Annotated in this window: 11 protein-coding genes and 1 other annotated feature; of the genes, 3 read left to right on the forward strand and 8 right to left on the reverse strand. The window is 62.8% G+C overall.

Annotation, left to right across the window (positions count from 1 at the left end):
* Window positions 1–9 precede the first annotated feature (9 nt).
* The 5 genes from ilvB (I6E42_RS07310) to I6E42_RS07330 form a co-directional block, all read right to left on the reverse strand.
* Entirely contained in the window at window positions 10–1713 is a 1704-nt protein-coding gene (gene ilvB / locus I6E42_RS07310; protein ID WP_235371263.1) for a biosynthetic-type acetolactate synthase large subunit, read from the reverse strand.
* Between the two features lie 205 nt (window positions 1714–1918).
* Entirely contained in the window at window positions 1919–2404 is a 486-nt protein-coding gene (gene ilvN / locus I6E42_RS07315) for an acetolactate synthase small subunit (RefSeq protein ID WP_235371264.1), read from the reverse strand.
* A gap of 19 nt (window positions 2405–2423) precedes the next feature.
* Complete coding sequence (gene ilvB, locus I6E42_RS07320) at window positions 2424–4052, reverse strand: biosynthetic-type acetolactate synthase large subunit (protein WP_235371265.1); 1629 nt, start codon at window positions 4050–4052, stop codon at window positions 2424–2426.
* 90 nt (window positions 4053–4142) lie between these two features.
* Window positions 4143–4377 (reverse strand) — a binding site (T-box leader).
* 165 nt (window positions 4378–4542) lie between these two features.
* Window positions 4543–6921, reverse strand: a complete 2379-nt coding sequence (locus I6E42_RS07325) for a coiled-coil domain-containing protein (RefSeq protein ID WP_235371266.1) — start codon at window positions 6919–6921, stop codon at window positions 4543–4545.
* A 15-nt stretch (window positions 6922–6936) separates the two neighbouring features.
* Window positions 6937–9135: an efflux RND transporter permease subunit gene (locus I6E42_RS07330; protein WP_235371267.1), complete on the reverse strand. Its 2199-nt coding sequence runs from the start codon at window positions 9133–9135 to the stop codon at window positions 6937–6939.
* Window positions 9136–9352: 217 nt separating this feature from the next.
* Between I6E42_RS07330 and I6E42_RS07335 the strand changes: the two genes are divergently transcribed.
* Both I6E42_RS07335 and I6E42_RS12845 read left to right on the forward strand, forming a co-directional pair.
* A complete protein-coding gene (locus I6E42_RS07335; RefSeq protein ID WP_235371268.1) occupies window positions 9353–10078 on the forward strand; it encodes a response regulator transcription factor in 726 nt (241 codons plus the stop codon).
* Window positions 10068–11426 (forward strand): sensor histidine kinase, encoded by a 1359-nt coding sequence (locus I6E42_RS12845; protein WP_328284089.1) that lies wholly within the window; start codon window positions 10068–10070, stop codon window positions 11424–11426. Before I6E42_RS07335 ends, I6E42_RS12845 begins: the two co-directional genes overlap by 11 nt.
* 337 nt (window positions 11427–11763) lie before the next feature.
* On the opposite strand, the gene I6E42_RS07350 is transcribed toward I6E42_RS12845, so the two are convergent.
* Window positions 11764–12216 carry a NanQ anomerase/TabA/YiaL family protein gene (locus I6E42_RS07350; RefSeq protein ID WP_235371269.1) on the reverse strand — a complete coding sequence of 151 codons (453 nt, stop codon included), beginning with the start codon at window positions 12214–12216 and terminating at the stop codon, window positions 11764–11766.
* A 207-nt stretch (window positions 12217–12423) separates the two neighbouring features.
* Between I6E42_RS07350 and I6E42_RS07355 the strand changes: the two genes are divergently transcribed.
* A complete protein-coding gene (locus tag I6E42_RS07355; RefSeq protein WP_235371270.1) occupies window positions 12424–13758 on the forward strand; it encodes an acetyl-CoA hydrolase/transferase family protein in 1335 nt (444 codons plus the stop codon).
* A 64-nt stretch (window positions 13759–13822) separates the two neighbouring features.
* Here I6E42_RS07355 and I6E42_RS07360 read toward each other — a convergent pair whose 3' ends face one another.
* Entirely contained in the window at window positions 13823–14524 is a 702-nt protein-coding gene (locus tag I6E42_RS07360; protein ID WP_412761292.1) for an ABC transporter ATP-binding protein, read from the reverse strand.
* A 5-nt stretch (window positions 14525–14529) separates the two neighbouring features.
* Window positions 14530–15363 carry an ABC transporter ATP-binding protein gene (locus I6E42_RS07365; protein ID WP_412761293.1) on the reverse strand — a complete coding sequence of 278 codons (834 nt, stop codon included), beginning with the start codon at window positions 15361–15363 and terminating at the stop codon, window positions 14530–14532.
* Between the last annotated feature and the right edge of the window lie 15 nt (window positions 15364–15378).

Below are 15378 nucleotides of genomic sequence, written 5' to 3' on the forward strand. Positions count from 1 at the left end.
TCCGCCCCCTTATCTCAGCAAAAAGTCGGTGATGTGGGCGCCGCCGGCCACCATGGGCCGGACCATCTCGTCCATGTCCAGGCGGCAGTCGATGACGCAGCCGCAGCCCGCCTCCAGGGCGGCCCGGAAGGCCGCTTCCATCTCCCCCTGGTTGGTGACCCGGAAACCCTTCAGGCCGTAAGCCTCGGCCAGCTTGACGAAGTCGGGGCCCCGGTCCAGGGTGGTCTCGGAGTAGCGCTGGTGGTAGATCAGGTTCTGCCACTGGCGGACCATGCCCAGACAGCCGTTGTTGAAGATGACGGTGATGATGGGCAGGCCGTAGTGCTGGACGGTGGCCAGCTCATGGCAGTTCATGCGGAAGCAGCCGTCGCCCGTGGTGTGGACCACCACCTTGTCCGGGTTGCCCACCTTGGCGCCGATGGCGGCCCCCAGGCCGAAGCCCATGGTGCCGAAGCCGCCGGAGGTGAGCAGCTGGCCGGGATAGTCAAAGTGGAAGTGCTGGATGGACCACATCTGGTGCTGGCCCACATCGGTGGCCACAATGGTGTCCTGGGGGGCCAGGCGGCGGATGGTCTCCAGCACCTGCTTGGGGGTCAGCGTTTCGCTGTCCTCCGCCACGGAGGGCTCCCGCAGGGGGAGAATGTGGTCCTTCCAGGCTGGATGGCTGTATTGGGGCAGACGCTGGTTCAGCAGCTCCAGCACCCGGCGGGCGTTGCCGATGATGTGGTGGTCGGTGAGGACATTCTTGTCGATCTCAGAGCGGTCAATGTCGATCTGGACGATCTTGGCCTGGCTGGCGAAGGAGGCCGGGTCCAGGGCCACCCGGTCGGAGAACCGGCAGCCTACGGCAATGAGCAGGTCGCACTCGTTGCAGGCCACGTTGCTGGCCTTGGAGCCGTGCATGCCGATCATGCCGGTGGTCAGGGGGTGGCCGCCGGGGAAGCCGCCGCCGCCCATGACGGTGATGGCCACTGGGGCGTCCAGCTTTTCGGCAAATTCCCGAAACTGCTTGTCCGCCCGGGCCCGGACCACGCCGCCGCCGCAGATGAGCAGGGGGCGTTCCGCCTGGGCCACCATGTCCACCAGAATGTCGATGTCCTCTAGATCGGGCTCAGGGGCCTTCAGCTCATGGCTGTCGGACAGGGCCCGGATGCTGGAACAGGATCGGTTCTGGGTCCAGGGGACGAACTCGTAGTCGATCTCCACGCTGGGGGCGGTGACATTCTTCAAAAAGTCGATGAGCACCGGGCCGGGCCGGCCGGTGGCGGCTACGGCGAAGGCTTGGCGCATCACATCGGGGATGGTCTGGGCGTCCCGGACCAGATAGGTAGCCTTGGTGATGGGCATGGCGATGCCGGTGATGTCCACCTCCTGGAAGGAGTCCTTGCCCAGCAGGGGCTCGGTCACGTTGCAGGTGATAAAGACCACGGGGGAGGAGTCCATGTAGGCGGTGGCGATGCCGGTGGTCAGGTTGGTGGCGCCCGGGCCGCTGGTGGCGAAGCACACCCCTACCTTGCCGGTAGAGCGGGCGTAGCCGTCGGCGGCGTGGGAGGCGCCCTGCTCGTGGGCGGTCAATACGTGGTGGATCTTGTCTTTGTAATTATACAGCTCGTCATAGAGGTTCAGAATGGTGCCGCCGGGATACCCGAATACGGTGTCCACTTCCTGCTCCAGCAGGCACTCCATGATGGCTGCGGTGGCGCGAATTTTCATGGCACTGATTCAACTCCTGTCAGTGGGGGTTAGGCATCGCAGAGTTTCGCCGCCGCAGCGGCGAAAGAAATTGTAATCTGTTTTCCGACGACATGCGCGTCGGAAAAACTCATCTCAGCCTGCAAACGTGCGAGCGAAGCGAGTGCGCTGCGGCAGGCCGCAATCCTTTTCAAACAAGTGCCTTTGGCACTTGTTTGATGAAAGCTTAAATTTTCCCGCCGCCTTTTTGAACGGCAATGACCCCGGTGCGGGCCACCTCCAGAATGGAGAAGGGCCGCATCATGGCCTGGAAGGTATCCAGCCGGTCGGGGGTGTCGGACAGCTCCATGGTCAGGGAGGTGGGGGAGATGTCGTCCACCTTGGCCCCCATGATCTCGCAGATGGTCATAATGTCCTGACGGGTCTTGTTGTTGGCGTTCACCTTTAATATCATCAGCTCCCGGCCGATGAAGGTGTTTTCGTCCAGGGTCCGGACCTTGATGACCTCAATGAGCTTGTTCAGCTGCTTTTCCACCTGCTCCACCACGCTGTTGCCGCTGTCCACGATGATGGTGATGCGGGAGATGGTGGGGTCGTCGGTGACGCCCACGGCCAGGGACTCGATGTTGAAGGCCCGGCGGGAAAAGAGGCCGGTGATCCGGTTCAAAACGCCGGCCTGGTTTTCCACCAGGACGGAAATGGTCTGTTTCATGTTGTGGCCTCCTCCCTACTCAGTCTGTGGTGCTGACGTCGGGGTGGACCCGGCAGATCAGCAGGCAGCAGCCCTCGCTGCCCAGGAACCGGTCCAGCACCTCGTCCAGCTCATCCTCGTCGCTGACGGTCAGGCTGGGGATGCCGTAGGCGGCGGCGATGGCGGGGAAGTCGGGGGAGCCGTCCAGGGCCACGCCGAAGGGGCCGTGGTAGGGGGCGGTGCGCTGGATCTGGTTGACCAGGCCCAGCACCTGGTTTTGGAACAGTACGATCTTCAGGTCCATCCCCGCGCACTTGACGGCGGCCAGCTCGTTCATGGACATCTGGAAGGAGCCGTCGCCGCAGACCACCACGGTCTGGCGGTCCGGCTGAGCCACCTTCACGCCGACGGCGGCGGGGAGGGCGTAGCCCATGGTGCCCAGTCCGCCGCTGGTGAGCAGGCGGCCGTTTTTCTGGGGCAGGTACTTGCAGGTGAAGATCTGGTTCTGGCCCACGTCCACGCATACCGCCGCGTCGTCGGCCAGCTTGGCCCCCAGCTTCCGCAGGACGGTGCCGGGGAATACATAGCCCTCCCGCTGGGGGAAGACCCGGCCCAGCTCCGCCTTCCGGTAGTCCCGCAGCCGCTCCAGCCAGGCGGCGGAGTCGGGAGGCGTGATGTTCCGGTCCAGGAGCTGCTGCAAGATCACTTTCACATCCCCCACCAGGGGGATGGCGGCCTGCATGTTTTTACCGATCTCGGCGGGGTCCACGTCGATGTGGATGGTGGCCATGCGGCGCTGGATCTCACCGGGGTCGATGACCGCCCGGTCGGCGGCCCGGGTACCCACCATGATGAGCAGGTCCGCCTTGGCCAGGGCCTTGTTGGCGCAGTGGTTGCCGTGGGCGCCGATCATGCCCAGGTTCAGGGGGTGGTCGGTGGGCATGAGAGAGATGCCCATCATGGTCTTGACCACCGGGATGGCGCAGCGCTCCGCCAACTCCAGCAGCTCCTCCCGGGCGCTGGCCAGCCACACGCCGCCGCCCGCGCAGATCAGGGGCTGCTTGGCCTTGGAGATGGCCTCAGCCACCCGCTTGATCTGGAGCTCATTGCCCTTGACGCTGGGCTTGTAGCCCCGGATGTTGACCTCCTCGGGGTAGCGGAAGTTTTTGACCTCCTGATTCTGGACGTCGATGGGGATGTCGATGAGGACAGGGCCGGGGCGGCCGGTGGAGGCGATGTGGAAGGCCTCCTTTACGATCCGGGGGATCTCGTTGGCGTCCTTCACCAGGTAGCTGTGCTTGGAGAAGGGGGCCACCGCGCCGGTGATGTCGACTTCCTGGAAGATATCCCGGCCCAGCAGGTTGCTGGGCACTTGGCCGGTGATGGCCACCACGGGGATGGAGTCCATGTAGGCGGTGGCGATGCCGGTGATCAGGTTGGTGGCTCCCGGGCCGGAGGTGACCATGCACACGCCCACCTTGCCCGACACCCGGGCGTAGCCCGAGGCCATGTGCCCCGCGTTCTGCTCCGTCCGCACCAGGGTATAGCCGATCTCCGGGTGCTCCATCAATGCGTCCACCGCCGGGCAGATGGTGGCCCCGGCGTAGCCGAAAATATGGTCTACCTGTTCCTGTAATAGGCTTTCGATCAAAGCCTGCGCTCCGTTCACGGAAGCTCACCTCCATTGGTGTTGGTTGGCGGATACGGACCTCTCTGTCCTCCGCTGGAAAACAAAAACGGCCTCGTCCTATCTGAAATAAGATAGGACGAAGCCGTATACTCCGTGGTACCACCTAAATTCACGGCGGACTGCCGCCGCCGCGCGCTCGTTGCCCCTGTAACGGAGGGGGGACCGTTCCAACCTACTTGGGCCGCGCCGGTTCAATCGGACTGCTCGCGGGTGATGTTCGGAAGTGCTCCTTCACGGGAGCTTGCACCGACCGCTCCCTCTCTGTGCATCCAGGCATGCCTACTAGCCCGCTCATCGCTTTTGTGATGATTGTCATTTATCATATCCCAATCAAAGAAATTTGTCAATTCCCTTTTTGGGATTTTTCTTTACCGGCTTACTTTGGCAAAGCACCCCGATTTTGGGAGGGCGCGGCGGGTGAAAAAGGGGGAGTCCTTGGACTCCAAGGACTCCCCGGAACCGACCGGTTTCAGCGGCGGAACCAGCCGGTGATGGTGTTCCAGATGTCCTGGAACATGTCGGCGATGCGGGTCCAGATGGTGCCGTTGTCCTTCTGGACAGCGGCGAGCTCCTCCTCCTCAGGCTCCTGGACCTTGATCTCCTGGCTACGCATGATGTACTGGACGCTGGAGGTGCCCTCGTTGCGCTGGTCGGTGAGGGAGACGGGCTGGGCTCCGGCATCCATGAGCAGCAGATTGTTGTCCTCGCCGGTGTGGCTGTCCCACTGGTCCCGGACCAGGGCGTCGATGGTGTCCTTGGCGTTCCGGATGACAGTGGTCTGGTTCAGCCCCTTGGTGGACTTGCGCAGGGCGGCGGACAGGCCGGCTAGAGCCTGCTGGGTGCCCGCGTCCAGGTCCTGGCCGCTCTCCCTGGCCAGAGACTCGGCCTCCCGGGCGGTGTCCACCAGGGCGGAGATGCTGGCGGAGGCGGAGTCGGAGAAGATCTTGGCGTCCTCCAGGGCCTGTTGGGCCTCGGGCTCGTAGGTGTTCATGATGTCGGTGAGGGCCTGGGTCTGGTCCAGGGCGGCGTCCAGGTTGACGCTGACCCGCTCGGCCAGCTCACAGGCGCTTTTCAGGGTGCGGGTGGCGGAGGTGAGCGCTCCGCTGTGGTCATCCACGTCCTCCAGCATCTCCTCCAGCATGTGGGAGAGGCTTTCCAGGTCGCCGCTGAGGTTGGCGCCGCCCAGGGCGGAGCACAGGCTCTCCAGCTGCTTCAAGATGGGGCCGGCCTTGCTGTTGGCGGTGCCCACCAGGGTCTTCAGCTGTCCCACCGTCAGGTCCAGCTGGGAGAGCAGGCTGTTCAGCTCCTGGGCGCTCTCGATTTGTTTCTGGTACTCCTCCGTCTGGGCGGCCTGCCAGAGGGCAACGGTCTGCTGGGCCGCCTCCTCGGACAGGCCCGCGACGGCTACCAGAAAGTCATAAAAGCTGAGCCCCTCCAGCTCCGGATTGGCTTCCAGAGCCGCCTCATATTGCGCGTAAGCGCCGTTGGCCTGGGCCACCAGGGATTTGACCTCGCCCACGGTCCGGTCCGTCCCGTCGCCCAGGTCGATGGTGACCTCGCTGCCGCCCCGGACGCCGGACAGCTGGCTGTTCATGCCGGCCAGCTCACCGCCCATGGATTTCAGGGACTTTTCCAGATTGTTCAGGCTGCTGCCCAGCTTGGAGAAATCGTCCTCCAGGTTCCCGGCGATGCGGCGGGCCTGGGAGGGGTATTCCTCCAGATCGTCCATCAGGTCCTGAAGCTCGTCCAGGTCGGACTTGAGGTCCTTCAGGAGCTTCCGGGCGTTCTCCACCTCGGGCCTCAGGCTCTGGAGGTTGTCGTTCATCTGGTTGAGCAGGGCGGTGGTGTCGGTGATGGCCTGCTGGGCGGTGGCCAGGTGGCCCGCCACAGGCTGCAGGGACTCGGTCAGGGGGCCAGCGGCGTCCAGGGCGGTATCTAGGCTGTCATAGACCTTGTCCTTGCCGCTGGAGATGGTGCCCCGGGCCCGGTTCAGCTGGTCCAGGCCGTTGGCAGTGGCGTTGAGGGAACCGCTCATCCCCTCCAGGGAGTCCAGGATCACATCCATGCTGTCCTGGAGGGCCTCGTAGGAGTCCTCCACATCCTCCTTGGCGTCCCGCAGGTCGGCGATCTGGTCCAGCTGCTGCAGGGTGGCGGGGACGGCCAGGAAGATCATGCCGTCATAGGAGAAGTCCTCGGCCCCCACCCGGATGGTGAAATGCTGTTCCTCGCCGGGCATTACCATGTACAGCACGCAGTACAGGTTGCCGACGAGCTGGACCTGGGCCCCCTCCGCCTCCAGGGACAGAATGTCGTCCCCGTTGAACATGGAAGCGGCGGTGAGGACCAGGTTGTTCCGGCTGTACTCGGAGGCGGCGGGGTTGGGGACCGCGTCCAGGGTGATCTCCACCAGACCCTTTTGACCCGCCAGCGCCTCCGCCGGGGTGGGTACTCCGTTCAGAGTGTAGGACAGGGATAGGAACCAGGGAAACTCATCCAGGGGCTGGGTGGTCTTGCCCTCAAAGTAGAAGCGGTTGGGGGCGTCCTCCCCCAGCTGGAAGGTGACGGTGCCGTTTCCCAGGGTGGGCTCCCGGCTGTCGGTGAGGTTGGTCACCTGGTCGTAGACGCCGTAGTCGGTGATGGTGTCGTTGCCGTAGGTCTTGTAGCTCTTGACCACGCTGCTGTCCAGCACCCCGCCGTAATAATCTAGGGTGGCGTAGAAGGTCTCGTCGTGGGAGGTGGGGATCTGGGTCCCCTCGGCGAAGGCGGGCAGGGTGAGCCCGGCGGTCAGGACCAGGGCCAGGCACAGGGGCAGGCCCCGCCGGGCAAAGCGTTTCAAAAGACGTTCCATATGGAAAACTCCTTTCTAATGAACGGGATCGGCGGGAAGCTCTTCGTTGGCCGGAGTGGTCCCGGTGGGGAGCGGCTCAGGAGAGGGCAGGGACTCCTCTTGTTTGCGGGTCAGTCCGGGACGGCCCTGTCTGGGCGGCTTCGGAGCCTTGGGGGTCCGCCAGTGGAGGGTGGTTTTGGCGATGACCGGCTCAAATACCACCAGCACCGAGGGCAGGATGAACATACACACCAGGGCGGAGATGACGGCGCCCCGGGACAGCATCAGGCAGATGCTGCTGATCAGGTCCATGGTGGAGATCAGGGCCACCCCTAAGGTGGAGCAGAAGAAGACCAGGGCGCTGGTGAGGATGGACACGTCGGCGGCCGAGGCGGCCGTCCGGATCGCCTCCATCCGGTCCTTGCCCTTCTGCAGCTCATCCTGGAACCGGGTGGTCATCAAAATGGCGTAATCCACGGTGGCCCCCAGCTGAATGCAGCCGATGACCGTGGGCGTGATAAAGGCGATCTCGGTGCCGGTGAAATAGGGGATGCCCTGGTTGATGAAGATGGCCAGCTCAATGGTGGACACCAGCAGGACCGGGATGGAGATGGAGCGGAAGGCGATGGCCACTAGGATGAAAATGGCGATGATGGACAGGTAGTTGGTGACCTGGAAGTCCACGGCGGAGGTGGAGATCAGGTCGGCGGTCATGGCGGCCTCGCCGGTGACATAGGCGTTGGGGTCGTAAGATTTGACCAGCGCGTTCAGCTGGTCCAGTTGGGCGGCCACCGCGTCCGAGGCGGTGACATATTTGGAATTGACCATCATCATCTGATAGCCGCCCTGCTTGCACAGGTCTTTGATGGACTGGGGAATGAAGAAATCGGGGATGGAGCTGGGGACCAGCTTGTCGTAGGCCACCACGCTGGTGATGCCGGGGATGGCGTCGATGGCCTCCTCCAGCTCCTTCATGTCCGCGTGGCTCAGGTCGTCCCGCATGACGATAAAATGGCTGGAAGCCATGTTGAACTCGTCCTTCAGCTTGTCGGTGGACACGATGGAGGGCATATCCTGAGGCAGGGACTCATCCAGCTTGTAATAGACCTGGGTGTGGTTGTTGGAGTAGACGGCGGGGACGAACAGCACCAGGAACAGCCCGGTGAAAAAGCGGCGGTGGCGGATGATAAAGCCGTTGAGCCGGTTCATGTTGGGGCTGACGCAGGGGTGGCGGTATTTCAGGATGGGGCCGTCCATCACCAGGAGGATGGAGGGCAGCACCAGAATGACGGTGGCCACGCCCAGAACCACGCCCTTGGCCATGACCAGACCGATGTCCCGCCCCAGGGTCAGACGCATGAAGCACAGGGCGAGAAAGCCGGCGATGGTGGTCATGGAGCTGCCGGACAGGGACTTGAAGGCGGCCACGATGGCGGTGGCCATGGCGTCCCGCCGGTCCTCATGGCGGGGCAGCTCCTCCAGATACCGGTCATAGAGGAAGATGGAGTAGTCCATGGTGACGCCCAGCTGGAGCACCGCCGCAATGGCCTGGGTGATAAAGGAGATCTCCCCCAGCAGGATATTGCTGCCGAAGTTGTACAGGATGGCCAGACCGATGCTGAGCATTAGAGCCGCCGGCAGCAGCCAGGAGGACATGGTGACGCACATGGCGGCGGTGGACAGGACGGCGGCCATCAGCACATACAGGGGCATCTCCTTGGAGATCAGGTCCTTGGTGTCCTTGATGAACACGGAGAATCCGGCCAGAAAGCAGTTTTTGTTGCACAGGTCACGCACCTGCTGGATGGCTTTCATGGTGGCCGCCGAGGCGCCGGGCTGGTCGTACTGGACGATCATCATGGTGGCGTCTCCGGAGAAGAAAATATCCCGAAGGTCCTCCGGGATCATTTCGGTGGGGACCTGGATGCCCACCATGCCGGACAGCCAGAGTACGTTGCTCACCCCGGGCACCTGCTCCACCTGCTTTTGGAGCTGGTGGGTATACTCGGGGGGCATGTCTTCCACGATGAGCATAGTGGTGGCCGCCATCCGGAATGGGTCCTCCAAGAGGGCCTCGCCCTTGGCGGAGTCCATGTCCTGGGGCAGATAGGACAGAATGTCGTAGTTGATCCGGGTAAAGGCGGCGCCCAGGATGCTGGGGACCAGCATCAGGACGGCGATCAGAATGACCAGCTTGGGACGCCGGGTCAGCTTGTGCGCGATTTTTTCAAGCAAGTGCTCCACCATCTTCCTAAGGTCAAGAAATCTGTTTCACGGTCCGCATTTTATGTTCAGCCGGGGGCAAAGTCAACGGATTTGGGCCATTCCTAATAATCCTTAATAATTGGTCCGGGCTGGCGTCTGTAATAATTCTTCATGGTTCAGCGGCGGTTTTTCTGATATAATATCCGCGAAACAAGAGAAGTTTCCTGGGATGAAGGAGGGAAACGAAATGAAGGAATGTATTCTGGCAGTGGACGATGACGCCTCCATCCTGGAACTGGTCTCCGACGTGCTGGCCGAGCAGGACATGGAGGTCCGGACGGCCGCCTCGGGGGAGGAGGCCCTGGAGCTGCTGGAGCGGGAACCGTTCGACCTGGTGCTGCTGGATATTATGCTGGGGGGGGTCAGCGGGCTGGAGGTGTGCCGCCGGGTCCGGGACAAGGTGAGCTGCCCCATCCTGTTTCTCAGCGCCAAGGACGACGTGAAGGACATCGTCAAGGGACTGGGTCTGGGGGCCGATGACTATATGACCAAGCCTTTTGCCCTGGAGGAGCTGGTGGCCCGGGTCCGGGCCCATCTGCGGGCCCGTGCCCGGGGGCAAAGGCCCCAGCAGGAGCGGCAGACAGTCCTCCAGATCGGGCAGATCCGTCTGGACCCGGAGGAGCGGACTGTGACCAAGGACGGGGCGCCCGTGGACCTGTCCACCCGGGAGTTTGACCTGCTGGCCTACCTGATGAACAACGCGGGCCAGACCCTGTCCAAAGAACAGATCTTCCATGGCGTGTGGGAGACTGACTATGGAGACATAGGCACCGTGGCCATCAACATCAAAAAACTGCGGACCAAGATCGATCCGGACTGGGAGTATATCAAGACCATATGGGGCTCAGGCTACCGCTTTGTGACCAAGAGCGGCTTCAGCGAGCGGACGGGAGGCGGCGCCGGTGGACACTGAGCGGCGGAAGCTGCGCTTCCCCGGGGTGGGCTGGCTCAGCGCCAAGCTGACCCGGAAGATGATCTTCATTCTGGTGGCCGCGGCGGTGCTGGGGTGGCTGCTGTCCATCTCCTGGTTTTTGTCCTACCTGGGGCGCTTTGTGGGAGAGAGCTATGACCAGGTCCTGGAGGAGACACGGGATGAGGCCGGGCAGGTGGCCTCCTTTCTGGAGGGGAGCCAGGGCGGTTTCGAGGGGCTGGAGGAGTATCTGGAGGAGCGGGAGCTGGGCTGTGCCGTCCGGGACGAGGCGGGAGAGGTCCTGTTCCGCTTCATGCCCCGGGAGTGGGGAGACGCCCAGATCACCGTGCCCTGCCGGACGGACTTGACCCTGCGGTCGGGGGAGCGGTTGTCGATCTATGTGGAGAGCGCCCCTCTGAGCCGTCAGGACCTGAGCGAGCTGGTGGCAAAGAAGGCCTTCGCGGGCCTGCTCCTGTTCAATCTGACCCTGTTGCTGCTGGCGGGGGTGCTGCTCTACCTGCTCATCGTCTCACCCATCGTGAGATTACGCCGGACCATGCGGGAATATTCGGAGAAGGGGACCCTGCCGCCCCGCAGCGACCGGATGGACGAGGTGGGCAAACTGCAGAACACCTTTGCCGACCTGACGGGAGTGCTCCGAGCCAAGGAGCAGTCGGAACGGCGGCTCATCGCCTCCATCTCCCACGACATCAAGACCCCGCTGACCTCGGTGCTGGGCTGTTCCGAGCGGCTGCTGTCCGCCCAGCTCACCCCGGAGAAGGAGGAGCGCTACCTCCAGAACATCCATGACAAGGGGCTTGCCATCAAGTCCATTGTGGACGAGTTTGACGACTATCTGGACGCCGGCCTGCGGGACGGGGCGCCCATGGAGCTGATCTCGGTCCAGGCATTGTGCGACGGCCTGGTGCGGGAGTACCGGGAGGAGCTGGAGGATACCGGGGTATCCCTGACGGTGCGCTGTACCTGCCCCAACGCGGAGCTGATCTGCAACTGGGCCCACATGCGGCGGTACTTCGGCAACCTCATCGGTAACAGCATCCAGCACAGCGGCGCGGAAAAGCTGCGGCTGGAGGTCCTGGTCCGCCAGGAGGGGCGGGAAGTCGTCCTGGAGTTCGGAGATAACGGTACCGGCGTCCCGGAGGAGCTGCTCCAGCAGATCTTTGAGCCCCTGTATACCTCGGACCGGGGACGGAAGGTGTCCGGCCTGGGTCTGGCCATCTGCCGCAGCATCATCCGGGCCCACGGGGGCACCATGTCGGCGGAGAACCGCCCACAGGGCGGACTTTTGGTCCGGGCGGTGCTGCCCTGCGCCGGAGGAGAGCGGAGCTGAGGGCGGAACGTCCGCAGGCAGTGCTATTCTGCCGGTGTACATTGGAAACACCGGATGGATTTGGACAGACAGACAGTGAGAAAGCGGCTGGGATCATGCGATCCCGGCCGCTTCAGCTTGTCAATAAACCCTGATCCTTTAAGGATTCGGAGGGAAGGATAGTTTGAAAGGGAACCGTCAGGGTTCCCTTTCTTTTCAATCAGTACAAATTTGAAAACATTTTTTAATGTTTTCAAATTTGCTCAGGCTGTCGAAAAAGCTTTTTCGACAGCCTGAAGCGGCTGGGATCATACGATCCCAGCCGCTTTTTTGGGTTAAGCTGATGTAAACTGTGTCATTATCCCACCCGGACCTTGACCACGCATTTGCGGCAGGGGACGGGAGCGCCGTCCACGGCGATGCAGGGGGCGTGGGCGTCTCCTGGGAACAGGACGGCGAACTTGTCTCCGGCGAGGGTGATCTCATCCACGGGGCCGTGGTAGAACCAGATGTCGCCCTCGGGGCGGGCCTCCACCAATTCGGTCATGTCCTCCAGCGCACCCACGCCGATCTTCTCCTGGCCGGAGATCAAAAACTGGATGTCCGCGTACTTCTTGTGGGCCTCGGGGGAGTCGTTGACCTCCTTGGTGTCATAGCTCTGGAGGAGGAAGAACAGGTCGTCCCCCGCCACTTCGTGCCGGCCGTCCTCCAGCTTGGAAAAATCCGTGTCCCGCAGCAGCTCCAGGCCGCGGTAGACGCCGGGGTGGATGCCCTTGTAGGCCTCCAGGTGCTTCAGACTGTCATAGATCATGATGTATCTCTCCTTTTTGCAGTGTGACGCGCGGGTATGGCGCGGAAGATATGTTGTCGGCATTATTATACTACCGCCGGGCGCTCTGCCGCAAGAGAAGAAAGAGATCCGGGGCAAAATATGGTGGCGGAGAAAAAACTATGATATAATAAAAACAACACACATGCTCTGTCTGCCCGGAAGGCGGGGACAGGGAGAGGAGGCAATATGGACGTTCAGAAGCTGTACCGGTCCAAGCTGCGCACGCCGGAGGAGGCGGTCCGGGCGGTAAAAAGCGGAGACTGGGTGGATTACACCACCAATGTGGGGTTTCCCACTCTGCTGGATGCCGCTCTGGCCAAGCGGAAGGACGAGCTGAGGGATGTGAAGATCCGGGGCAACCTGCTCTTCGGTCCCATCCGGGCGGTGGAGTGCGACCCGGAGCGGGAGCACTTTATCTACAACAGCTGGCACTGCTCCGCCTATGAGCGGAAGCTGTGCGACCGGGGACTGTGCAACTACATCCCCATGATTTTTCGGAACTTGGTGGCCTACTACCGCCATTTCCTGTCGGTGAATGTGGCCATGATGTGCGTCACCCCCATGGACAAGCACGGCTACTTCAACCTGTCCTGCGCCACCGGCGTGGCCAAAGGGATCCTGGATGACGCGGACATTGTGATCCTGGAGGTCAATGAGAATCTGCCCCGGCTCTACGGCATGTACGACGAGTGCATCCACATCAGCCAGGTGGACTATGTGGTGGAGGGCCCTCACGGCCCCCTGCCCCAGTTCCCCATTGACGAGCCCACCCCCGAGGACGTTCAGATCGCCGACCACATCCTGCCCTATATCGTGGACGGGGCCACCATCCAGCTGGGCATCGGCGGGATGCCCGACGTGGTGGGGGCCCGGCTGGCCCAGTCGGACCTGAAGGACCTGGGAATGCACACGGAGCTGTGCTCCGACGCCTACTATGAGCTGTTCCAGGCGGGCAAGCTGACCAACGCCAAAAAGGCCCACTTCCGGGGCAAGGGAATGGCGGGCATCGTCTTCGGCAGCCAGAAATTATATGACTGGGTGGACCAGAATCCCAGCATCATGATCGCCCCCCTGGAGTACGTCAACGCCCCGGCCACCATCGCCCAGCTGGACAATATGGTGTCCATCAACAACTGTATCGCCGTGGACCTGTACGGCCAGATCTGCGCTGAGAGCGCCGGCCTGCGCCACATCAGCGGCACCGGGGGACAGCTGGACTATGTGACAGGGGCGGCCATGGCCCGGGGCGGAAAGGCCTTTATCTGCATGACCTCCTACTTTGTCAACAAGGAGGGGGTGCGGCAGTCCCGTATCCTGCCCCACTTCGGGGGCGACATCGTCACCGCGCCTCGGAGCCAGGCCCACTTCATCGTCACCGAGTACGGGGCGGTGAACCTGGCGGGGCGCAGCACCTGGGAGCGGGCGGAGATGCTGGTGTCCATCGCCCACCCGGATTTCCGGGATGAGCTGATCCGGGCGGCGGAGGCTCAGAAGATCTGGCGGTGGTCCAATAAGCGGTAAGATAGAAAAAAGGTCCCTGCTTGCGTCAGCAAGCAGGGACCTTTTTTGTCGGACAGAAATTGGGTCAGCCGCCCAGGTAGGCTTTTTTGACGGCCTCGTCCTCCAGCAGCTCCTCGCCGGAGCCGGTGGTGACGATCTTGCCCGTCTCCAGCACATAGCCCCGGTGGGCCACGGAGAGGGCCATCTGGGCGTTCTGCTCCACCAGCAGGATGGTGGTGCCGTGGCGGTTCAGCTCCTGGACGATGTCGAAGATCTGCTCCACCAGGATGGGAGCCAGACCCATGGAGGGCTCATCCAGCATCAGCAGGTTGGGTTTGGACATCAGGGCCCGGCCCATGGCCAGCATCTGCTGCTCGCCGCCGGACAGGGTGCCGGCGATCTGGCGGCGGCGCTCCTTCAGCCGGGGGAAGCGCTCGTACACATCGGCGATGCTGGCCGCGATCTCCGCCTTGGGGCGGGTGAAGGCGCCCATCTCCAGGTTCTCCTCCACGGTCATCTGCAGAAAGACCTGGCGTCCCTCGGGGACCAGGGCCAGACCCTTGGTGACGATTTTGTGGGCGGGGATGCTGCCCAGCTTCTCCCCCATAAACTCGATGGAACCGGTACGGGAGGAGAGCAGTCCGGACACCGTCTTCAGGATGGTGGACTTGCCGGCGCCGTTGGCGCCGATGAGGGTGACTACCTCGCCCTGGTTGACCTCGAAGGAGACGTTCTTAATGGCGTGGATGGCTCCGTAGTAGACGTTGATGTCCTCCACTTTCAGCACAGTGCTCATTTCTTGGCGCCTCCCTTCTTCTGGCTGCCCAGGTAAGCCTCGATGACCTTGGGATTGGCCTGGATCTCCTCGGCGGTGCCCTTGGCGATGATCTGGCCGAAGTTCAGAACGCAGATGCCCTCACAGATGCCCATGACCAAGCTCATGTCGTGCTCGATGAGCATGATAGCGATGTGGAAGGTGTCCCGGATCTTGACGATGTTCTCCATCAGCTCGGCGGTCTCAGAGGGATTCATGCCGGCGGCGGGCTCGTCCAGGAGCAGCAGGGAGGGATTGGTGGCCAGAGCCCGGACGATCTCCAGCCGGCGCTGGGCGCCGTAGGGCAGGGAGCCCGCCTGATGGCCCGCCAGGTCCTGCATGCCGAAGATGGACAGCAGTTCCAGGGCGCTCTCATGGGCCAGCTTCTCCTGCTTCCAATACTTGGGCAGGCGGAGGATGCCGTCCCACATGGGGTAGCGGATCTGGTTGTGGAGGCCGATCTTCACGTTGTCCTCCACAGACAGGTTGTTGAACAGGCGGATGTTCTGGAAGGTACGGGCGATGCCCGCCTGGTTGACCTGGGCGGTGGACATGCCGTGGGTGTCCTTGCCGTTGAGGAGGATGGTGCCCCGGGTGGGCTGGTACACCTTGGTCAGCAGGTTGAACACCGTGGTCTTGCCCGCGCCGTTGGGGCCGATGAGGCCGGCGATCTCGGAGGGGCCCACGGTGATGTTGAACTCGTTGACGGCGGTAAGGCCGCCGAAGTCGATGCCCAGGTGCTGGCACTCCAGCACCGGCAGCTTGCCCAGGTCCCGCTCGGGGACGATGGAGTGGCTGGGCACCGGTACCATTTTGGGCTTTTCAAA

It is taken from the genome of Pseudoflavonifractor phocaeensis, assembly GCF_021531815.1.
Classification (GTDB): Bacteria; Bacillota; Clostridia; order Oscillospirales; family Oscillospiraceae; genus Lawsonibacter; species Lawsonibacter phocaeensis_A.